Below are 22,481 nucleotides of genomic sequence, written 5' to 3' on the forward strand. Positions count from 1 at the left end.
TGCAAGGGCCCCGGGCACGCTCCAGTCCCCGGGGTGCCAGCCGCACGCCCCTCCCGCGGCCCGTCCCGCAGTCGCTTCGCCGCATGTCCTCGACGCTCAGCTCCACCTCCACCGACCCCTTCCTCCTGCCGGCCGACGACGCCGAGTCGCTGGCCGAGCGGCTGCGCGCCGCGGCCGAGCTCCTGGAGGCGATCGTCGACGACCGGGCGCTGCTGGCGCGCGTGTCGCCCGAGGACCGCACGCGCCTGCTGAAGGCGGCCGGCCAGGTCTCGCGTCCCGACGCGGTCGACCGGCGCCAGCTGGTGAAGGCGAGCAAGCGGCAGCGGAAGGCGACCCGCGTCGAGCGCGCCGAGCAGGTGCTGAACGCGACCGGCATCCGCAAGCTGCGCCGCGAGCCGGTGTTCACCGCGCAGAACTACTTCCCGCCGGTGAACTTCGAGCAGCAGGACGTGGAGGGCGACCCGGAGTTCCGCGAGGCCGTCGAGCCGCAGAACTGCTACATCTGCAAGCGCGACTACTCGGCCATCCACCACTTCTACGACCAGCTCTGCCCCGAGTGCGCGGAGCTGAACTACCGGAAGCGCACCGAGCTGGCCGACCTCACCGGCCGCGTGGCGCTGCTGACCGGCGGGCGCGTGAAGATCGGCTACCAGGCCGGCCTCAAGCTGCTGCGCGCGGGCGCGTCGCTCATCGTCACGACGCGCTTCCCGCGCGACTCGGCCGCGCGCTACGCGGCGGAGCCGGACTTCGCGGAGTGGGGCCACCGCCTCGAGATCTTCGGGCTCGACCTGCGCCACACGCCCAGCGTCGAGGCGTTCTGCCACCACCTGCTGCAGACGCGCGACCGGCTGGACTTCATCATCAACAACGCCTGCCAGACCGTGCGCCGGCCGCCCGACTTCTACGCCCACATGATGGCGGGCGAGACGGCGGCGCTGCACGAGCTGCCCGAGAGCGCGCGCCGCGTGCTCGGCGCGTACGAGGGGCTGCGCGGCTACCGCATGCTGCCCGAGGGCGGGGCCGAGGACGCGGGGCTGGCGCTGGCGACGACGGGCGGCCAGGTGGCGCGCGCGGCGACGGTGGTGGCGGGCCTCACGCACGCGGCCGAGCTGTCGCAGGTCGCGCTGCTCCCCGAGGAGATGCAGGCGCAGGCGCACCTCTTCCCCGAGGGGCGCCTCGACCAGGACCTGCAGCAGGTGGACCTGCGCGACCGCAACTCGTGGCGCATGCAGATGGACGAGGTGCCGTCGGTGGAGCTGCTGGAGGTGCAGCTCGTGAACGCCGTCGCGCCCTTCCTCATCAACGCGCGCCTCAAGCCGCTGATGACGCGCACGCCGGAGCGCGACAAGCACATCGTGAACGTGTCGGCCGTGGAAGGGCAGTTCTACCGCCGCTTCAAGACGACGCGCCACCCGCACACGAACATGGCCAAGGCCGCGCTGAACATGATGACGCGCACCTCGGCCGCCGACTACCACAGCTCGGGCATCCACATGAACGCCGTGGACACCGGGTGGGTGACGGACGAGGATCCGGTGGAGATCGCGGCCCGCAAGACGGCCGAGCACCGCTTCCATCCGCCGCTCGACATCGTGGACGGCGCGGCACGCATCGTGGACCCGATCATCGCCGGGATCAACACGGGCGAGCACACGTGGGGGCAGTTCCTGAAGGACTACAAGCCGACGGACTGGTAGTCGTTCGAGCGCCGCGGTCTGCGGGCTGCGGATCGACTGCAAGAGCAGACAGGATGACAGGATGACGAGGAGGCTCCGTGTGGCGCATTGCTCCAAGCGCCGGCGCGGGGCCTCCTGGTCATCCGGTCATCCCGTCAACGTCGTTTGCTCTTCAGGGGCCGGCGCGCCCGGGCCCCTTGGCTGTGGGAGGGATGCGGATGCTCCGGATGGAGACGGATGCTTCGGATCGTCCCTCGCGGCGCGACGTCCCATGCGCCACACGGAGCGATCCGTCTGATCCGCTTTCATCCGGAGCATCCGCATCCTCCCCCACAGGGGAATGGGTCCGGTGCGCGGGCCGGCCACGCAGCCCGCGGCACCCGCCGGAGCTGGCGCGGAACCGGGATGCAAACCATCTCTTCCTGTAGTTGGTCTAAAGGAGACTCCGATGCCCGATCCCCGCCGCGACCTCCTGCAGGGCACCCTCGAGCTGCTGGTGCTCACCACCCTGTCCCTCGAGCCGATGCACGGCTGGGGGATCTCGGTGCGGCTGCGCCAGATCTCCGGCGAGGTGTTCGACGTCCAGCAGGGATCGCTCTATCCCGCGCTGCAGCGGATGCTCCGCCGCGGCTGGGTGAAGGCCGAATGGCGGGTGTCGGAGAACAACCGCCGCGCGCGCTACTACCGACTCACCCCCGCCGGCGAGCGCCAGCTCGCCGAGCAGCGGGCCGAGTGGCAGCACTCCTCGCGCGCCGTCGATCGGGTGCTCCGTTACGCCTTCCAGGGAGGGTGACATGGGTCGGTTCCACGAGCTCGCGGCCGCCGCGCGCGCGCTGGGTCGCCGCCGGCAGGACGAGATCGAGCTCGACGAGGAGGTCCGCTTCCACCTCGACATGGAAGCGCAGGCGCTCGAGAAGGCCGGCGTGCCGCCCGACGAGGCCCGGCGTCGCGCCCGGCGCGACTTCGGCGGCGTCGATCGCTACAAGGAAGAGGTGCGCGACGAGCGCGGCACGCGCTGGCTGGAGGACGTCGCGCACGACGCGCGCTTCTCCTGGCGCTCGCTGCGGCGGCGGCCCGGCTTCACCTTCGTCGCCGCGCTGACGCTCGCCCTCGGCATCGGCGCGACGACGGCGCTGTTCGGCGTCGTGAAGGCCGCGCTCCTCACGCCGCTGCCGTGGGGCCGCCCCGAGAGCCTCGCCGTCGTCTGGAGCGCGTGGAAGGGCTTCGACCAGACGTGGCTCTCGTACGACGAGTGGGAGGCGTACCGCACCGAGATCCGCGCCTTCCAGGACGTCGCGATCTTCACCGACGGCGCGGCGATGCTCACCGACGGCACGGGCGAGCCGGAGCGGGTGCGCTCGGGCAGCGTGAGCGCGAACCTCTTCCAGGTGCTCGGCGTCTCGCCGCAGCTCGGCCGCGCCTTCACGGCGGAGGAGGACCGCCCGAACGGCGCGAACGTCGTCATCCTCGGGCACGACGTGTGGCAGCGCCGCTTCGGCGGCGATCCCGCGATCGTCGGGCGCGCGATCCAGATCGGCGGGCGCGCATCGACCGTCGTCGGCGTGATGCCCGCGGGCTTCCGCCTCCCGCTCGACTACGGCGCCGCGGGCGCGACGCAGCTCTGGCTCCCGCTCGCGACCGATGCGTCGCAGAACGGCGCGACGCCGGGACCCGCGTTCAACCCGAACGGCGGGAACCACGGCTACTACGGCGTCGCGCGCATGGCGCCGGGTGCGACGACCGACCAGGCGGACGCGCAGCTGAAGGCGCTGCTGGCGCGCGTGGACGGCCAGAACGGCTACCAGATGCCGCCGCAGTTCCGCGCCTACGCGGTGCCCGTCGAGCGCCAGATCACCCAGCGCGTGCGGCCCGTGCTGCTCGTCGTCTTCGCGGCCGTCGGCCTCGTGCTGCTGATCGCGTGCGCGAACGTCGCGGGCCTGCTGCTGGTGCGCGGCGAGCACCGGCGGCGCGAGCTCGCGGTGCGGGTGGCGCTCGGCATCGGCGCGCCGCGGCTCGCGCGGCTGCTGCTCATGGAGAGCCTGATCCTCGCGGTGCTCGGCGGCGCGCTGGGTGTGATGCTCGCCGCGCTCGGCGTGTGGCTGGTGCGGAACACCGCGCCCGCGGGGCTCGCGCGCGTCGCCGACACGCAGCTCGACCTCCCGGTGCTGGGCTTCGCGCTGGGCGTGGCGGCCATCGCGGCGGTGCTGTCGGGCGTCCTGCCCGCGTTCGAGGGGACGCGCGTCGCACCCGCGCACGAGCTGCGCGACGGCGGCCGCGGCGCGACGGTCGGTGCGGCGCGGCTGCGCTGGCGGCAGTCGCTCGTGGTGGCGGAGGTCGCGCTCGCGGTCGTGCTGGTGGCCGGCGCGGGCCTCATGATCCGCTCCGTGCGCAACCTGTTCGCGATCGACGCGGGCTTCCGCGCGGAGCACGTGCTGACGATGCGGCTGTCGACGCCGTCCACGTGGTACGGCGACTCGGTGCGCGTGGCCGGCTTCTGGGACGAGCTGCAGCGGCGCGTGGCCGCGCTGCCCGGCGTGCAGCGCGTGGGCGCCGCGCGGCTGCTGCCGCTGGCGAGCGAGATGGGCGACTGGGGCCTCAGGGTCGAGGGCTACACGCCGCCGCCGGGCGAGGGCGTGCCGGGCGACTGGCAGGTCGTCACGCCGGGCTACTTCGAGGCGATGGGGCTGCGGCTGCGCGCGGGCCGCTTCCTCGACGCGCGCGACGGCATGGGCGCGCCGCAGGCGATGGTGATCAACCGCCGCTTCGCCGAGAAGTACCTCGCGGGCCGCGATCCGCTGGGGGCACGCGTGCGCGTGGGCGGCAGCCCCGACTCGCTGACGTACACGGTGGTGGGGGTCGTGGACGACGTGCGACACAACGCGCTCACGCTCGACGTGAAGCCGCAGTTCTACGCCACGCTCGCGCAGTACGCGCGCGCGCCGGGCAACACGGCGCGCAGCATGAGCCTCGTCGTGCGCACCTCCGGGGATCCGGCGACGCTCGTGACGCCGGTGCGCGCGCAGATCCGCGCGCTCGATCCGCGGCTGCCGGTGTCCGAGATCCGCACGATGGACGACGTCGTCGGGCAGTCGATCGCGGAGCCGCGCTTCGCGATGGGGCTGCTCGGGCTGTTCGGCGTGCTGGCGCTGACGCTGTCGGCGATCGGGATCTTCGGCATCGTCGCGCAGGTGGTCGCGTCGCGCAGCCACGAGTTCGGGATCCGCGCCGCGCTCGGCGCGCGGCCGCGCGAGCTGGTGGGGCTGAGCCTGCGCGCGGGCGCGGTGCAGGCCGGCGCGGGGCTGGCGATCGGCGTCGTGTCGGCGCTGGCGCTGACGCGCGTGATGCGGGCGTTCCTGCACGGCGTCGCGCCGACCGACCCGGCGACGTTCGTCACGGTGCTGGTGGTGACGGGCGCGGTGGCGCTGGCGGCGAGCGTGTGGCCGGCGCGGCGGGCGGGGCGGGTGGACCCGGCGGCGGTGCTGCACGAGGGCTGAGCCTCCCTGGCGGGAGACGCGCGGGCGGTCGCCGGCAGTCGCGGTGGCCGCCCGCGTCGTGTTCTCGTGCGGTGAAAAGCCCGGGGCGGGCCCCGCAAACCATCGGGCGCCGCGTACTGTCTCACCGGAAACGTTCCGGGGAGACCATGCCGCCGACCGATCTCGACCTCCTGCAGGGGACGCTCGACGTCCTCGTGCTCAAGACCCTGTCCTGGGGCCCGCGCCACGGCTACGCCGTCGCGCGCTGGATCCGCGACACCAGCGACGGGACCATCCAGGTGGAGGACCGCGCCCTCTACGTCGCCCTCCACCGCCTGGAGGCACGCGGGTGGCTGGAGAGCGAGTGGGGGCTCTCCGACAACAACCGGAAGGCGAAGTACTACCGCCTCACGGACCTGGGGCGCCAGCAGCTGACCCGCAAGGCCGAGGACTGGACGGTCTACGCGACCGCCGTCTTCCGGATCCTGCGCACCGCCTGACCCCCACCGAGACCGCCCCCGATGACCGGATCCGACGGATTCCGCCGGCTCGTCCGCCCCGCGCCCTCGGCCCGCAGCGCGGCGCGCGACGTCGACGACGAGCTGCAGTTCCACCTCGAGTCGCGCGTGCAGGAGCTGCTCGCCGCCGGCCACCCGCGCGAGGAGGCCGAGCGGTTGGCGGCGCGCGAGTTCGGCGACGTGCGCGCGGCGCGCGAGGAGCTGACCGCGATCGACCGCGAGCGGCTGCGCCGGCGCGGCTGGGCCGAGTCGTTCGCCAGCTGGCGACAGGACCTGCGGTTCGCGTGGCGCACGCTGCGCCGCCGCCCCGCGTTCAGCGCCACCGTGCTGCTCACGATCGCGCTCGGCCTCGGCGTCACGGGGGCGGTGTTCAGCGTCGCCGACGCGGCGCTCCTGCGCCCGCTGCCGTACGCCGCGCCCGATCGCCTCGTGCATCTGTGGCGCACCGCGACGAACGCGCCCGACGCGCGCGGCGACCTCTCGTACCCGGAGCTGCTCGACCTGCGCGAGCGCGCGCGGTCGCTGGCCGGCGTCGCCGGCTACCACAGCAACCGCATGGTGCTCGGCACGGGCGAGCAGCCGCGCGTGCTGTGGGCGGGGAAGACGAGCGCCAACTTCTTCGCCGTGCTGGGCGTGCGCCCCGCGGCCGGCCGCCTGTTCGCCGAGGGCGAGGATGCCGTCGGCGCCGCACGCGTGGCGGTGCTGTCGCACGCGCTCTGGCAGCGGCAGTTCGCCGGCGACGCGTCGATCGTCGGACGCGCGGTGCAGCTCGACGGCGCGTCGTACACGGTCGTCGGCGTGCTGCCGGCCACGTTCCAGTTCGCGCCGGTGGGCGCGGCCGACGTGTGGGTGCCGTTCGACCGGCCGGCGGACTGGCGCACGCGGCGCTCGATGAGCTGGTTCCGCGGCTTCGCGCGGCTGCGCGAGGGCGCCACCGTCGCACGCGCGCGCCAGGAGCTGGACGCGGTGGCCGCCGCGCTCGCGCGCGAGTTCCCGCAGACGTCGGCGGAGCGCGGGCTGCGCGCGGTGCCGCTGCGCGACGAGATCACGGGACCGGTGCGTCCGCTGCTCGTGACGCTGCTGGGCGGCGCGGGGCTCGTGCTGATCGTCGCGCTGGCCAACGTCGCCAACCTGCTGATCGTGCGCGGCACCGGACGCGCGCGCGAGCTGGGCGTGCGCGCCGCGCTGGGCGCGGGGCGCGGGCGGCTGGTGCGCCAGCTCCTGACCGAGAGCGCGCTGCTCGCGGCGTTCGGCGGCGCGCTGGGCTTCGTGCTCGCGCAGGCGGGCGTGCGCGCGCTGATCGCGGCGATCCCGCCGGAGCGGCTGCGCGGCATGCCGTACCTCGCGGCGGTGGGCGGCTGGCGGCTGGCCGCGTTCACCGTCGCCGGGTCGCTGCTCGCGGCGGCGGCGTTCGGGCTGCTGTCCACGCTGCGGCTCGTGCGCCCGCAGGCCTTCGAGGCGCTGCGGCAGGGGCGCGGCCTCTCGGACGGCGCCGCGGGCGGCCGACTGCGCGACGGGCTGGTCGCCACGGAGCTGGGCCTCACGGTCGTGCTGCTGAGCGGCGCGCTGCTGTTCGCGCGCAGCTGGACGCGGCTGATGGCGGTGGATCCCGGCTTCCGCGCGGAGCGCGTGACGACCGCGTTCATCCCGCTGCCGCGCGTGGCGTACGCGCCGGTGGCCTCGCGCATCGACTTCTTCACGCGGCTGGAGGCGCGGCTGCGCGCGCTGCCGGGGGTGGAGAGCGTGGGGCTGACATCGAAGCTCCCACTCGATGCGGGCAACAGCAGCAGCTACCGCGTGGTCGGCGCACCCGAGCCGGCGCCAGGGCGCGAGCCGTCGGCGAGCTTCCGCAGCGTGACGCCCGACTACTTCCGCGCGATGGGCATCCCGCTGCTGCGCGGCGCGACCTTCCCCGCGCGCATCGACTCGACGACGCCGGCGCTGGTGATCGTCAGCGCGTCGCTGGCGCGCGAGGCGTTCGGCCGCGAGGACCCGATCGGCCGCCAGCTCACGATCAACGCCGAGCCGGCGACGATCGTGGGCGTCGTCGGCGACGTCGTCATCGGCCGCCTGGAGGAAGGGGTCGCGCCGACCTTCTACCTGCCGTTCGGCCAGCTGCCCGACGTGTCGATGCGCGTCGTGCTCCGTACGCGCGGGGACGTCGGCGGATTGGAGGCGGCGATCCGCGGTGCGGTGCGCGCGCTCGATCCGCAGGTCGCGCTGTACCAGGTCTACACGATGGACAGCCTGGTGCGGCAGTCGGAGTCGATCTTCCTGCGCCGCTTCCCGCTGCTGCTGCTCGGCGCGTTCGCGGCGGCGGCGCTGGTGCTGGCGATCGTGGGCACGTACGGCGTCGTGAGCTACGCGGTCGCGCAGCGGGTGCGCGAGCTGGGCATCCGCATCGCGCTCGGCGCCTCGTCGCGCAGCGTGATCGCGCTGGTGGTGGGCCACGTGGCGGTCGTCGCGACGGTGGGCATCGGCGCGGGGCTGCTGCTCGCGGTCGCGCTCTCGACGCGCGCGGAGGGGATGCTGTACGGCGTGCGCGCCACCGATCCGGCCACGTACGGCGCCGTCGCGCTGCTGCTGGCGGTGGTGGCCGCGGCGGCGGCCGCGATCCCTGCGCGACGCGCCAGCCGCGTCGATCCGGCGCTGTCGCTGCGGGCCGAGTAGGCGCCCGCACAGCTTGCCTCCGCCGCTGGCGTCGCGTATCAGATGCGCCCCGCAAGTGATCGACCGACTCCAGCACGGAGGTCTCGATGCGTGGCGCCATCAACGTGCCCTCGGCTCGATGCTCCGCCGTCCTCGCCTGCGCGGTCGCCATCGCGGCCGGCTGCACGGATCCGCCGACCCGTGCCCGTGCGCCGAGCCCCGGCGCTCCGCTGTTCGCGCGTGGGGGCGAGGGGGCGGGCCCGCCGCAGAGCATCGCCTTCTACAGCAACCGCGACGGCAACGCCGAGATCTACCTGATGGATCCGGACGGGAGCGACCAGACGCGCGTCACCGTCCATCCCGCGTCGGACGTCGAGCCGGACCTGTCGCCGAACGGGCAGTCGATCGTGTTCACCTCGACGCGCAGCGGGAACGCCGACATCTGGCTGCTCGACCTGCGCACCGGCGCGCTCGAGAATCTCACCAACACGACGGCCACCGAGGGGTGGCCGCGCTGGTCGCCGAACGGCCAGCAGATCGCCTTCCAGTCGAACCGCGACGGCAACTTCGAGCTCTACGTGCTGGACCTGCGCACGCGCGAGCTCACGCGCGTGACGACGTACGCGGGCGTCGACCAGTACCCCGAGTGGTCCCCGAACGGGAAGACCCTCGTGCTGCGGCGCGACATGGACGTCTGGACGCTCGATCTGCGCACGGGCGCGCTGACGCAGCTCACCACGCACCCGGCGCTCGACCAGATGGCGGCGTGGTCCCCGAACGGGAAGCAGCTCGCGTTCATGAGCCTGCGCGAGGGCTACTGCTCGGTGTTCCTCATGGAGGCCGACGGCAGCGGGCAGGTGAACCTGACGCCGAAGGCACCCGCCGATCCGGCGAGCGCGTGGTGCAGCCGTGCGCCGTCGTGGTCGACGAACGGGCAGCGGATCCTCTTCATGTCGCTCCGCCCCGGGACCGGTGGGAGCGCGGAGATCTTCTCGATCGCCCCCGACGGCAGTGACCTGACCCGCCTGACCACGGCCCCGGGCGACGACGGGATGCCGACGGCGCGCTGACACGCGGCCGGTCCCGGGGTGGTTGCGGACCGCGGGCACGGGCGGGAAGTTCGTCGCGCCGTTCGCCCCCTTCCCGGAGACGACATGACGATGATGCCCGCCGATGGCTTCCCGCGGTCCCTCGTGCGCCGGCCGGCAGTGCTGCTGCTGGCCGGCGCGGCGCTGCTGACCGGCTGCGCCGACGCGCCCACGCCGCCGAGCGCGCCGAGCGCGCCGAGCGCGCCCAGCGCACGCGAGGTCGCGGCGCGCCCGCAGGCGCTGGCGATCCCCGCCGGGCCGTACGTCGCCGGGCAGTCGTACTTCGGGCGCAACGACTACGTGGAGTACGTCGCGGGCGACGCGCCGATCATCCTCACCGCGCCGCACGGCGGCAACCTCACCCCGTCCGAGATCCCCGACCGCAGCGCCAGCCGGTGCGGCGGCTCCGCGACGACGACGACGGACCTGAACACGCGCGAGCTCGCGCGCGCGATGCAGGCGCGCTACCTCGCGCGCTTCGGGCGGCGTCCGCACGTCGTGCTGATGCACCTCGCGCGGCTGAAGCTCGACGCCAACCGCCTGGAGCCCGAGGCGGCGTGCGGCGACCCCGAGGCGCAGATCGCGCTGGCCGAGTGGCACGACTTCATCGACGCCGCGAAGGCGGCGGTGCTGGAGGCGACGGGGCGCGGCTGGTACATGGACATGCACGGGCACGGGCACAGCGTGCAGCGGCTGGAGATCGGCTACCTGCTGACGGGCGCGCAGCTCGACCTCTCGGACGCGTCGCTCGACGCCAACGCGGCGTACGAGGACACGGCCAGCGTGCGCACGATCTCCGAGACCGCGGCGCCGTCGTTCTCCGCGCTGCTGCGCGGCCCGATGAGCCTAGGCACGCTGTACGCGGGCAACGGCTTCCCGTCGATCCCCAGCAGCAGCGACCCGAGTCCCAACGGCGACACGTACTTCAGCGGCGGCGACAACACGCGCCGCCACACCTGCGGCGCCGAGGCGACGCCGCTCGGCGGCGTGACGGGCGGGATGATCTGCGGCGTGCAGATCGAGGCCAACTACACCGGCGTGCGCGACAACGCCACGAACCGCGACCGCTTCGGCGACGCGACCGCGGTGGTGCTGGAGCAGTATCTCGCCGCGCACTGGGGGCTGCAGCTCGGCGACGCACCGCCCCCGCCGCCCAGCGCGATCACGCTCGCGACGCGCGGCTACAAGGTGAAGGGGAGCGCGCGCGTGGACCTCACGTGGAGCGGGGCCGAGGGCGCGAGCGTGGACGTCCAGCGCAACGGGGTAGTCGTGCTGACGACGCCCAACGACGGCGCGCACACCGACGTGCTGGGGAAGCTGACGGGGACGTTCGCGTACCGCGTGTGCGTCGCGGGCACCACCACCTGCTCGCCGACGTCGAGCGTGACCTTCTAGGGAGATGCGGCGAAGGCGACCGCCGCAGCGGGCCGTTCGGGTGCGCTGCGCCGGACCTGTTCGGCCTCTGGAGAGGGTACGGATGCTCCGGAATGGGCGGATCATTCGGATCGCTCCTCGCGGCGGCGCGGTGTCGTGCTCCACGCGGAGCGATCCGGAGCGTCCGCTGCATCCGGAGCATCCGTATCCTCCCCAAAGGCACAGTGAACCGCAGTCGTGGGGCAGCGCGGTTGGACAGGCGGCGCATTACGATTCGCCCATGCGCTCCCGTCCTCTCCTCCTCGCCGCGGTGGGTCTCGCCGCGGTCGTCGCGTCGCTCGGCGCGCAGGCGCCCGTTCCGCCGAATTCGACGTTCACGAACCCGCTGAACCTCGACTACCGGTTCGTGATCGAGTCGCTGGCCGTGCACCGCACGGCGGCGGACCCGCTGATCGTGCTGCACGGCGACGACTACTACCTGTTCGCGTCGCGCTCCGGCGGCTACTGGCACTCGCCCGACCTGAAGACGTGGACGCTCGTGGTCCCTCAGGGCTTCACGCCCGAGGACTACGCGCCCGCCGTGATGGTGATCGGGACGCGCATGTACTACACGGCGCACAAGATGAAGGCGCTGTACGCGAGCGACGATCCCAAGGGCGGCAAGTGGGAGAAGGTCGCGGACCTCGACAGCTACGCCGATCCCGCGCTCTTCGTGGACGACGACGGGCGGGTGTACCTGTACCACGGCTCGGGGCTCAACGGCTCGATCACCGTGGTGGAGCTGGACCCCGCCGACGGCTTCCGCGTGAGGGGCGGCCCGCACGTGCTGTTCGCCGCCGACTACCTCCGGCACGGGTGGGAGCGCTCCGGCCCCGACCACCTGGGCGCGGTGATGGCGGAGGGCTTCCGCATCGGGCCGTACGTGGAAGGGTCGTGGATGACGAAGCACGACGGCACGTACTACCTGCAGTACGCGGCGCCCGGCACGGTGTGGAAGACGTACGGCGACGGCGTCTACACGTCCAAGTCCCCCACCAGCGGCTTCACCTACCAGCCGTACAGCCCCTTCTCGTACCGGCCCGGTGGCTTCATCGGCGGCGCGGGGCACTCGGGGATGTTCCGCGCGAAGGACGGCAGCTGGTGGCGCGTGACGACGATGATCATCTCGGTCGCGCACAAGTTCGAGCGCCGGCTCGGCATCTTCCCGGCCGGGTGGGACCGCGACGGCGTGCTGCGCACCAACACCTACCTCGGCGACCTGCCGCAGCTGCTGCCCGGGGTCGCGCGCGCGCCGCTCGACGACAACCGCGCCGGCTGGATGCTGCTCTCGGGCGGCAAGACGGCGACCGCGTCGTCGTCGCTGGACGGCCGCGCGCCCGCGCTCGCGTTCGACGAGGACATCCGCACCTGGTGGAGCGCGCGCACCGCCGACGCGGGCGAGTGGCTGCGCGTGGACCTCGGCCGCCCGTCGCGCGTGTTCGCCGTCCAGGTGAACTTCGCCGAGCAGGGCGCGCGGGTGCGGGGCCGCGACAGCACGCTGTACCACCAGTACCTGCTGGAGGGCTCGCTGGACGGCCGCACGTGGCGCCCGCTGGTCGACAAGCGGCGCAACACGACCGACGTGCCGCACGACTACGTGCAGCTCGACGCGCCGGTGGAGGTGCGCCACGTGCGCCTCACGAACGGCCACGCGGCGGCGCGCGGCACCTTCTCGGTGCGCGACCTGCGCGTGTTCGGCACGGCGCCGGTGGCGCGGCCGGCCGTCGTGGGCGGCGTGACGGTGCAGCGCGACTCGGTCGACGCGCGCGGCGCGACCATCCGCTGGCGGCGCTCGCCGGGCGCGCGCGGCTACGTGGTGCGCTGGGGCGTCGCGCCGGACAAGCTGTACGGCGAGTTCCAGGTGGGCGACGTCGACGCGTTGACGATGAACACGCTCAACCTCGGCGTGACGTACCACTTCACGGTCGACGCGTTCAACGAGGGCGGCGTGACGAAGGGCAGGGTGGTGGTGAAGGGCTGAGCGGTCGTGCGCGTCGTAGAGTCCGGCAGGCCAACAGTTTAGGCGGTCGACCCGATGGCCGGTCGGACCCGGACGGCGTATCGTGGCGCACCGCCCGCGCACGGTCCGACTTCCCTCGTCCGGAATCGACCATGGCCTGCCCATTCGAGAGCGCCGACTGTCCCGGTCTCGGCACGCCCGTCAACCAGTGTGGGTTCTGCCGATTGCTCGAGCAGGACCAGGAGCTGCAGGCGATGGTCGCGGTCCTCGGGGCGGCCCAGGTGCGTCCGTCGCTCGAGCTGCGCGCCGCGGCGCTGGACGCCGCGCTCGCCCGCGGGCCGATGCCGGCGCTGCCCATGAATCCCGGGCGGCCGGCCACGCTCACCAAGCCCGCCAAGCCGCACAAGCACGTGAACCGCGCCGCCGTCAGGGGCGACACCATCGACCTCGACCTGCTCGAGCGCTCGGCGGGCGACCAGAACTGCGCGCTCTGCTCGTGCGCGGGGTGCGTGAACCTGGCGGTCGGCTACGTGAAGTTCACGACGAAGAAGGTGGCCAAGCTCCACGGCAAGGAGGACGGCTACAAGGCGCTGGGCATGCGCGAGGAGCAGGAGCAGAAGATCATCGCGTTCGTGAGCGCGAACCTCCCCGGCTACACCTGCGTCGTGCGCGGCTCCGACTCCCAGCGCCTGGAGCTGGAGGCGGCGCTCGACTGGATGCGCGGCCGCCCCGACGAGACGGTGTTCGTGATCTCGACGACCGGCGGGATGACCCGCGGTGGCGCCAGGGTCGCCGCGACGAGCTGGGGACACTGGTCGAACGCGATCAAGCGCGACGGGAGCATCGTGTTCGTCGACTTCCAGACCGACCACCAGCAGCGCCTCGGGCGCGGCTTCGTCTCGACACTTCCGATCCTCGGCAACTTCGGCGTGGATTGGGACAAGCCGAAGCTGCAGGTCATCGCGTTCGAGCCGCCGCCGTCGCCACCGCAACCGGTGCCGATTCCGTACCCGAACGTGACGGCGCCGACACAGCGCGCGTGGAGCCCGGCCAGGCCCACGCCCACGACGGCGCAGCTGCCCATCCCCGTCGGCGCGACGCCCACGACGCAGCAGCTCGTCCCGCTCGCGACCGCGTCCGACTGGCAGCCGTCGGCGCGGAAGCTGAAGGGCATGGGGATGAACTACGGCACCAGGCAGGACCTGGACGCGAAGTTCCAGCGCCAGGCGCGCCTGTTCAACAAGCTGCAGTGAGCGAAGAACGGCCCGGCCACCATGCGGTGACCGGGCCGTTCTCGTCGTGCGATGGAACGCTTGCCTACGCGTTCCGGTCGATGCAGGTGTTGCCCTGCGTCACGTTCGGGTTGTTCTCCTCGGCCTGCGGCACCGGGAAGTTCACGTCGCCGCCGTACGTGCCGCCCTTGTTCCACGTGCCCGTCGGGAAGACCGAGTTCGCGGGGCGGTTGTACTGGCGGATCAGGCGGCGCAGGTCGCCGACGCGGTGCCCCGTGCCGAACAGCGCGAAGGCGCGCTCGCGGAACAGCTGGTTGACACGCGCGGCCTCCGTGCCCGCGTCGGTCAGCGGCTGCAGCCCGGCGGGACGGATCGCGTTCAGCGTCGCCAGCGACGCGGCGGCGTTGCCCGCGCGCAGCTGCGCCTCGGCCTCGATCAGGCGCGCCTCGGTGCCGGTGACGATGGCGACCGACGACTCGCGCGCGTTCCACAGCAGCTGCACGTCGAAGCGCAGCGGGCCGCCGTCGTCGCGGCGCGTCTGCGTGACGCCGTTGGTGCGGCACGTCGCGTCGCCGCCCTGGCACGTCGGCAGGCGCGGGTCGGCGGCCGTGGCGAAGTTCAGGCCGTTCGTCCCCTCGCTGTTCCCGACGCTGTAGCGGCGATTGAGGTTGTTGTACGACCAGATCGCGTTCGAGTTGGTCGTCGCCGAGTGCAGCATCTCGTACCGGAACGTCGTCGCGACGCCGTTGACGGCCGTCGCCGCGTCCGCCGGCCGGTTGAGGTTGAGGAGGATGCGGCCCTTCAGCACGCGCAGCGCGCTGCGCGCCCGCACGTCCAGCGCCGACGAGCCGGTGATGAGCGCCAGCCCCGAGTCCGCGTGCGCCAGCGCGCGCTCGAACGCCGCCGTCGTCGTCGTGGGCGTGCCGAACTGCTCGCCCGCGTCGGTGACGGTGCTGAACACCAGGCCGTTGCAGTAGTGCTCACCGACCGCGTTCTCGACGTACGCCTCGACGAAGTACATCTCCGCCAGCTCGGCCGCGGGGCCGCCGGGGTTGTACTGCTTGAGGAGGATCGTCGCCTGCTCGGCCGACAGGCGCGCGCGGTGCAGCAGGCGGCTGACGTCCGTGAGGAAGTTGTTCTGCGGCGTGATCACGCGCTGGTCGACCTCCTGGCGCGCGATGAACGAGTCGCCGTTCTCCCACTCGTCGGCGAACAGGCCGCTGAGCAGGAACAGGCCCTCGGAGGCCGAGCTGCCGCCGCTGGTGGCGGCGTTCAGGCGCGCGAGCGCGCCCAGGCGGACGGCGTTGGCGCCCGCCTGCGACTGCACGTCGACGGGGTTGATGATGTCCGGATCGGTGACCGAGAGCGCGTCGCTGGTGGACGTGCAGCCGGTGAGCGGGAGCGCCGCGGCCGCCGCGACGAGCGACGCCACCGAGGCGGCGCGGCGCCAGATCGGGGCGGGTGCGTTGTGGCGAGGAGTCATCAGAAGCCGAGGCTGATGCGGAAGGTGTAGTACGTCGTCGGCGCGAAGGCCTGGAACTCCGAGGGCGCGTCGCCGGTCGCGGTGCCGGTGGCCTCGGGGTCGACGCCGCTGTACTTGGTCCAGAGCACGCCGAGGTTGCGGGCGGCCAGCGTGGCGGTCACGGTGCGCGTCTTCACGCGGCGCGCGAACGTCTCGGGCGCGTTGAAGCTCAGCGCCAGCTCGCGCCAGCGGATGAAGTCCGCGTCCTCGATGTAGCCGCCGACCGTGCGGCTGGAGTGCTCGCGCACCGCGACCGTGCGCGCCTGCTCGAACGGCGACGCGTTCGGGTCGATGAGGCCCGCGCAGTTCAGGCGGCTCGCGCAGCGGATGCGCTCCGTGTTGTTGTACTGCTTGTGGCCGCCCTTGTAGTCCACCATCGCAGCCAGGCGCAGGCGGCGGTTCCAGAAGTCGAAGCCGTTGGTGACGGCGATCTCGCGGCGCGGCTGCGAGTAGCCGAGGAACTCCGCCGTGTCGCTGACGGTGATCTCGCTCAGCTCGACGATGCCGTTGCCGTTCGCGTCGTTGTAGCCCGTCAGGCGGCGCGTCCACCAGCCGTTGAGCGGGTAGCCCTCGCGCTGCTGCAGCGTGCTGCTCGACACGATGTTCGGCAGCCCGCCGAGGCTCACCAGCTCGTTGCTGTTCATCGAGCCGTTGAACGTCACGTCCCAGCCGAGCGCGCGGCGCTGCAGGAGCTGCGCGTTGATCAGCGCCTCCCAGCCCGAGTTGCGCACCTTGCCGAGGTTCTCCAGGCGCGCCGTGGCGCCGGTGCCAGCCGACGGCGGCAGGATGCGGCTGAACAGCGCGTCCGACGACGTCTTGTTGTAGTACGTCAGCTCGGTCGTGATGCGGCTGTTCCAGTACGTGCCGTCGAAGCCGAGCTCCAGCTCCGCCGAGCGCTCGGGCTTGAGGTTGCGATTGCCGAGCGTCGAGTAGACGAGGCCCGGCGACTCGACCGCCGCCTCACCCGCCGTCGCCGTCGGGAGGATGCGCGCCGCCGTGGTCGAGAAGTACTGCACGGCGTCGATGGTGCCCGGCTGCACGCCGGACGCGCCGTAGGCCGAGCGGAGGCGCAGCTGGTTCAGCCAGCCCATGCTCGGGAAGAACGGCTCCTCGCTCAGCACCCACGAGGCCGAGAACTTCGGGTAGAACACCGTCTTGAAGTCCGCGCCGAACGCGCTGTTGCGGTCCGAGCGCACGGCGGCCGTGAGGAACAGGCGGTCGTTGAGCGCGAGGTTCTGCTCGACGTAGCCGCCGAGGGTGCGGCTCTCGGTCGTCGTCTCGTCGGCCGAGGGGATCGCGCCGGCGGTGACGGTGGTGGCACCCGGCGGCAGCTGCGTCGCGCTGGCGCCGTTGCGGTTGAACATGTTGCGGTAGAACTGGAAGCCGACGCTCGTCTTCGACGCGATGGCCGACGTCAGCTGGCGCGTCGCCGTGCCGGCGGCGTCCACCGTGTAGATGAAGAAGTTGGCGCGGTTGTCGCGCTTGTAGCCCAGGCGGTCCGTGCCCACGTCGGGGCAGTTGGCGAACCGGCAGAGCTGCGTGTCGCGGCGGTTCGTGTAGTCGAGACCCACGTTGCCGCGCAGCGCCAGCCACTCCTGCGGGCGCCAGTTGGCGGCCGTGGAGCCGATGAGGCGCTCGATCGCCTGGTTGCTGACGGCCTGGTAGATGTCGCGCGGCGTGAACTGGCGCCAGCCGTACAGCGTGTCGCCGGCGGGCGAGAGGTTGTACTTGAAGCCGGGGCCGCCGTACACGTTGGCGGCGATGCCGCTGACGCCCGAGTCGTCGCTCATCGGGAGCCGCAGGTCCTGCGTCGTGTAGCCGGCGCTGACCGCGATGTCGGCGTTGCGCGGCAGGTTCAGGTTCAGGTTCGCGCGCGTCGTGACGCGCGTCAGCCGGTTCGGGCTCTCCTGCTCGGGGAGCAGCGACCGGTTGTGCGACGCCATGTAGCGGCGCTCGAACTCCGGCACCTGCGTGACGCCGTCCTCGTCCTCCCACTCGCCGTGCAGGAAGTAGCGCATGACGTCCGAGCCGCCGCCGAGCTGCAGGCCGTGCTGCTGGCGGTAGCCGGTGCCGTAGGGCGTCGCTTCCTTGTCGTCGTGCAGGTTGTACGCGGTCACGCTGTCCTGCTTGCAGGCGTTCGACGTGACCTGCGTCAGGAAGCACTGCACCGAGTTCGCCGCCGTCGAGTTGGTGGTCGCCGACGTGCCGGTGCGCCAGCCGCGGTAGGCGGTCGGGTACTGGTTGTTGTCCCGGATCGCCGCCTGCTCGGTGTAGTACGTCCACTGCGGACGGCCGGCGGTGCCGCGCTTGGTCGTGATCACGATGACGCCGTTGGCGGCGTCGGTGCCGTAGAGCGTCGCCGCCGACGGCCCCTTCACGATCTCGATGTTGGCGATCTCCTCGGGATTGAGGTCGCCCACGCGGCTCGGCGTCGTGCCGCCCACGCTCAGCGTCGAGGAGCCCGTGGAGCTCTCCATGCGCACGCCGTCGATGACGTAGATCGGGTTGTTCGACAGCGACAGCGAGCTGGTGCCGCGGATGCGGACGCGCGTGCCGGCGCCGGTCTGCGTGCCGGGGAGCACCTGCACGCCGGCGGCGCGCGCCGTCAGCAGGTCGCCGACGTTGCCGACCGCGCGCGTGCTCACCACCTCGGCGGCGTTCACCTGCGCGATCGCGTTGCCCACCTCCACGCGGCGCTGCTCGCCGGTCGCGGTGGTGACGACGGGCGTGAGCGTCGTGGCGACGGTGCGCATCTGGAAGTCGAGCGTCGCCGTCTGGCCGGCCGTCAGCGTCACCGACGACTTCTGCTCGGCGAATCCGACGCGCAGGACGCGCACCTCGGCGGGGCCGGGGCGGACGCCGCGGATCGTGTACTGGCCGGCCGCGTTGGTCTGCGTGCCGAGGTTGGAGCCGACGACGTTGAGCTGCGCCGCCACGATCGGCTGGCCGCTCACCGCGTCGGTGACGCGGCCGGTGATGGTCGCCTGCTGTGGCGCCTGCGCCGCCGCCGTGCCGGCGACGCCGGCGACGAGCAGCAGGCCGCCGGCGGCGCGCGTGAACGCGCGCGCGGGATGGCGCAGGATGGTCATCGGCTCGCGGCGATGAGGGGAGTGGGACGGGCCAGGCATCACATGCGTCTCCTCGGCGTGGGCCCCCGGTCGCCGACGGGCGGCGGGGGGTGAAGGCGGGACGTCGGGCACGAGCGGCCGTGCGCGGGCGCGCACGGGACGGCGGGCGGAGGCGGGACGCCGTCTGGGCGGCGGTGCGGCAAAGCTACTCGGTGAAACGCGAGGCGCCACGCGGACGTTGGATGGGACCAGCCGCAGCGCACGGGGGACATGACGCGTAGAGAGACCACCAGCCGGTGGCCATTCGTCACCAGCCGTCCCGCCTCCCGCGCCCCCGCCGTGTCTCTCCGCCTTCCCGCCCGTGCGGCCGTCCGCGCCGCGCCCCTGCTGCTCGTCGCCCCGCTGGTGGCCGCGCGCGCCCAGACGCCCACCGCGGCGGGCCCGGTGCCCGAGTTCGCGCGCCAGGTGGAGGTGCGCCGCACCGCGCACGGCGTGCCGCACATCCGCGCGCCGCACCTCAAGGGCGCGGCGTACGGGCTAGCGTGGGTCCAGCTCGAGGACCACGGCGCCGGCGTCGCCCTCGGCCTGCTGCGCGCGCGCGGCGAGATGGGACGCTGGTTCGGCCGCGACTCGATGGCCGGCGACTTCCTCGCGCAGCGCGCGCGGGCCGTCGCCGTCGAGCGCTACGCGCAGCTGGACCAGGCCACGCGCGACGTCTACGAGGGCTTCGCCGAGGGCGTCAACCGCTACGTCGCGCTGCATCCGCAGGAGTTCCCGGCGGGCTTCGCGCCGCGCTTCACGGGCTACGACGTCGCCACGCGCGACGTGAACCTCGCCTCGGCCAACCAGGCGCGCCGCTTCCTGGCGCGCGTGGCGCCGGCGGAGGCGCGGGCCGGTGGTCGCAACGCCGCGACGGCGGCGAACGATCCGTCCGAGGAAGGGGAGCCCACGCCGGGCGTCGACCGCATCGAGGAGGGCTCCAACGCGTGGGCCTTCGCGCCGTCGCGCACCAAGTCCGGCCGCGCGATCCTCGTGCGCAACCCGCACCTCGCGTGGACCGCGGGCTACTATGAGGCCCACGTCTCGGTTCCGGCGGTCCTCGACTTCTACGGGGACTTCCGCATCGGCGGGCCGTTCGGCGTCATCGGGGGCTTCAACAAGGACCTCGGCTGGTCGACGACGAACAACGCGCCCGACCTCGACGAGATCTACGCGCTCGACGTCGACCCGGCGAAGCCGGACCACTACCTGCTGGACGGTGCGTCGCTGCCGCTGCAGCGCGAGCTGGTGACCGTCGCCTTCAAGAACGGCGACGGCGTCTCGACCGAGACGCGCGAGTTCTGGCGCACGCCGCTGGGCCCCGTCATCCACCGCGACGGCGGCAAGATCCACATCCTGCGCGCGGCGGCCGAGGGCGAGTGGCGGGCGGGCGAGCAGTTCCTGCAGATGATGCGCGCGTCGTCGCTGGCGGAGTGGAAGCAGGCGATGCGCACGCGCGCCCGCATCAACTCGAGCTTCACCTACGCGGACCGCGCGGGGAACATCCTCTACGTCTGGAACGCGTCGATCCCGTCGCTGCCGCACCCGAGCGGCGGCGACACGGCGTCCGTGCCCGCGCACCGCACGAGCGACGTGTGGACGCGCTACGTGCCGTTCGACTCGCTGCCGCAGCTCCTCAATCCGCCGGGCGGCTACGTGCGCAACGAGAACGACGCGCCGTACCACACCAACCTCCACCGGATCCTCGACCGGTCGAAGTATCCGGCCAACTTCCCCGAGCCGTCGCTGCGGCTGCGCAGCCAGCTGAGCCTCGCGCTGGTGGACACGAAGCAGAAGCTCAGCCTCGAGGACGCGATCGCGCTCAAGCACTCGTACCGGATGCTGCTCGCGGACCGCGTGAAGGCGGACCTGCTGGCGGCGGTGCGCGCGGCGTCGCCCGACGCGGCGACGGCGCAGGCGGCGGACGTGCTGGCGCGCTGGGACAACACGGCCGGCCCCACGAGCCGCGGCGCGGTGCTGTTCGAGACCTGGTGGCGCCGCTACACCGAGGGGCAGAACGCGGACTCGATGTTCGCGAAGGCGTGGACCGTGGCCGAGCCGGCGACGACGCCGCGCGGGCTGAAGGACCCGGCGCGCGCCGCGCAGGCGTTCACGTGGGCGGTGACCGAGACCGCGCGCCGCCACGGCGACGCGGCGGTGGCGTGGGGCGACGTGCACCGCGTGCGCATGGGCAGGACCGACGTGCCGGTGGGCGGCTGCGGCGGCGCGCTGGGCTGCTTCCGCGTGCTGAACTTCCGCACCGATCCCGATGGCAAGCGCTCGGTGATCGGCGGCGACGGCTGGGTGCTGGCGGTGGAGTTCGGGCGCGAGATCCCGCGCGCGTTCTCGGTGCTGGCGTACGGCCAGAGCGCGCGGCCGGAGTCGCCGCTCTACGGCGACCAGGCGGCGATGTTCGCGCGCGGCGAGATGAAGCGCGTGGCCTTCACGCCGGCCGACGTGGACGCGCAGACGGTGCGGCGCTACGTGCCGGGGGCGGAGCCGTGAGGCGCGCACGCGTCGCGACGGTGGCGCTCCTGCTCGCGGGCTGCGCGCGCGGCACGACGAGCGGCGCGGCGGCTGCGCCCGTGCCGGCGGCCGGGTCGACCGAGAGCGCGGTCACCGTCGGGAAGCGGGTGGCCGAGCGGTTCCGCGTGGCGGCGCTGGCGTCGCGGCGCTTCACGCACGCGCAGCTGTGGGCGGCGCTCGACCCGATCGTGCGCGCGCCGGCGTTCCGCGTCACCGAGATCGGGCGCTCGATCCAGGGGCGGCCGATCCGCGCGGTCACCTACGGCAGCGGGCCGACGCGCGTGCTGCTCTGGTCGCAGATGCACGGCGACGAGTCCACCGCGACGATGTCGCTCGCGGACCTCATGGCGTGGCTCGGCGACGCGTCGGACGTCGACGCGGCGCTGCGCGCGCGGCTGGCGCGCGAGCTGACGATCGTGATGGTGCCGATGCTCAATCCCGACGGCGCCGAGGTGTTCCAGCGCGAGAACGCGCTGGGCGTGGACGTGAACCGCGACGCCGCGCGGCTGGCGACGCCCGAGGCGCGCACGCTGAAGGCACTGCGCGACTCCGTCCGCCCGCAGTTCGGCTTCAACCTGCACGACCAGGGCGCGCGCATCCTCACCGGGCGCAGCGGGCGGCAGGTGGGCATCGCGCTGCTGGCGCCCGCGGCCGACGAGAGCCGCGGCTACACCGGCGCGCGCGGCGCCGCGCGGCTGGTGGCGAGCGGCCTCGTGACGGTGGTCGAGGGGGAGATCCCGGGGCGCGTCGCGAAGTACGAGGACGACTTCAACCCGCGCGCGTTCGGGGACCTGATGCAGCGCTGGGGCACGAGCACGGTGCTGATCGAGAGCGGCGCGCTGCCGAACGACCCCGAGAAGCAGCGCCTGCGCGCGATCAACGTCGTCGCCATCCTCTCGGCCCTCGACGCGATCGGGAGCGGGCGGTATCGCGCCGCGGATCCCCTCATCTACGACCGGCTGCCGATGAACGCGCGCACCGCGGTGGACGTGCTGGTGCGCGGTGCGATGGTGGTGCTCCCCGGCGCGCCGCCCATGCGCGCGGACCTCGCGCTCAACTACGACGAGCCGCTGACCCGCACGCGCCCGCGCGTGCGCGAGGTGGGCGACCTGTCGCTCGTCGTCGCGATGGACACGGTGGAGGGCGCGGGGCTCTTCCTGCACCCGTCGCCCGCGATGCTCGACGATTCGCGCGGCGGCGCGCGCCGGCTGCGCATCGGCGCGCCCGCGACCTTCACGCTGCGCCGCGGCCGCGAGGCCACCAGCGAGGCGGTGCCGGTGCCGCCGTCCCTCTCTCCCGATCCCTCGTGACGCCCGC

General features: G+C 73.3%; 13 protein-coding genes. 11 read left to right on the forward strand and 2 right to left on the reverse strand.

The genetic code is table 11. From position 1 onward, the window contains the following. Window positions 1–83: 83 nt before the first annotated feature. From rosag_RS01895 to rosag_RS01935, 9 genes are all read left to right on the forward strand, one after another. A complete protein-coding gene (locus rosag_RS01895) occupies window positions 84–1,697 on the forward strand; it encodes an SDR family NAD(P)-dependent oxidoreductase (protein ID WP_284348314.1) in 1,614 nt (537 codons plus the stop codon). 427 nt (window positions 1,698–2,124) lie between these two features. Then, window positions 2,125–2,469 (forward strand): PadR family transcriptional regulator, encoded by a 345-nt coding sequence (locus rosag_RS01900; RefSeq protein ID WP_284348315.1) that lies wholly within the window; start codon window positions 2,125–2,127, stop codon window positions 2,467–2,469. A gap of 1 nt (window position 2,470) precedes the next feature. Further along, window positions 2,471–5,170: an ABC transporter permease gene (locus rosag_RS01905; RefSeq protein WP_284348316.1), complete on the forward strand. Its 2,700-nt coding sequence runs from the start codon at window positions 2,471–2,473 to the stop codon at window positions 5,168–5,170. Window positions 5,171–5,316: 146 nt separating this feature from the next. Next, window positions 5,317–5,649, forward strand: a complete 333-nt coding sequence (locus rosag_RS01910) for a PadR family transcriptional regulator (RefSeq protein ID WP_284348317.1) — start codon at window positions 5,317–5,319, stop codon at window positions 5,647–5,649. Between the two features lie 21 nt (window positions 5,650–5,670). Then, window positions 5,671–8,337, forward strand: coding sequence for an ABC transporter permease (locus tag rosag_RS01915; RefSeq protein WP_284348318.1), 2,667 nt, complete (start codon window positions 5,671–5,673; stop codon window positions 8,335–8,337). Between the two features lie 86 nt (window positions 8,338–8,423). Further along, window positions 8,424–9,386, forward strand: a complete 963-nt coding sequence (locus rosag_RS01920; protein ID WP_284348319.1) for a DPP IV N-terminal domain-containing protein — start codon at window positions 8,424–8,426, stop codon at window positions 9,384–9,386. An 84-nt stretch (window positions 9,387–9,470) separates the two neighbouring features. After that, entirely contained in the window at window positions 9,471–10,799 is a 1,329-nt protein-coding gene (locus tag rosag_RS01925) for a hypothetical protein (protein WP_284348320.1), read from the forward strand. 259 nt (window positions 10,800–11,058) lie between these two features. Further along, window positions 11,059–12,798, forward strand: coding sequence for a family 43 glycosylhydrolase (locus rosag_RS01930; RefSeq protein ID WP_284348321.1), 1,740 nt, complete (start codon window positions 11,059–11,061; stop codon window positions 12,796–12,798). A 131-nt stretch (window positions 12,799–12,929) separates the two neighbouring features. Further along, window positions 12,930–14,030, forward strand: coding sequence for a hypothetical protein (locus rosag_RS01935; protein ID WP_284348322.1), 1,101 nt, complete (start codon window positions 12,930–12,932; stop codon window positions 14,028–14,030). A 64-nt stretch (window positions 14,031–14,094) separates the two neighbouring features. Here rosag_RS01935 and rosag_RS01940 read toward each other — a convergent pair whose 3' ends face one another. Then, window positions 14,095–15,492: a RagB/SusD family nutrient uptake outer membrane protein gene (locus rosag_RS01940; protein ID WP_284348323.1), complete on the reverse strand. Its 1,398-nt coding sequence runs from the start codon at window positions 15,490–15,492 to the stop codon at window positions 14,095–14,097. Next, on the reverse strand, window positions 15,492–18,620 hold the full coding sequence (locus rosag_RS01945; RefSeq protein WP_284348324.1) for a SusC/RagA family TonB-linked outer membrane protein: 3,129 nt from the start codon (window positions 18,618–18,620) through the stop codon (window positions 15,492–15,494). The genes rosag_RS01940 and rosag_RS01945 overlap by 1 nt, the downstream gene beginning before the upstream one ends. A 318-nt stretch (window positions 18,621–18,938) precedes the next feature. On the opposite strand from rosag_RS01945, the gene rosag_RS01950 reads away from it, so the two are divergent. Next, on the forward strand, window positions 18,939–21,143 hold the full coding sequence (locus tag rosag_RS01950) for a penicillin acylase family protein (protein WP_284348325.1): 2,205 nt from the start codon (window positions 18,939–18,941) through the stop codon (window positions 21,141–21,143). Beyond that, the gene (locus rosag_RS01955; RefSeq protein ID WP_284348326.1) at window positions 21,140–22,474 is read left to right on the forward strand and encodes a M14 family metallopeptidase; all 1,335 of its coding nucleotides are present in this window, start codon (window positions 21,140–21,142) and stop codon (window positions 22,472–22,474) included. The genes rosag_RS01950 and rosag_RS01955 overlap by 4 nt, the downstream gene beginning before the upstream one ends. Window positions 22,475–22,481 lie beyond the last annotated feature (7 nt).

The organism is Roseisolibacter agri, from assembly GCF_030159095.1.
Lineage (GTDB): Bacteria > Gemmatimonadota > Gemmatimonadetes > Gemmatimonadales > Gemmatimonadaceae > Roseisolibacter > Roseisolibacter agri.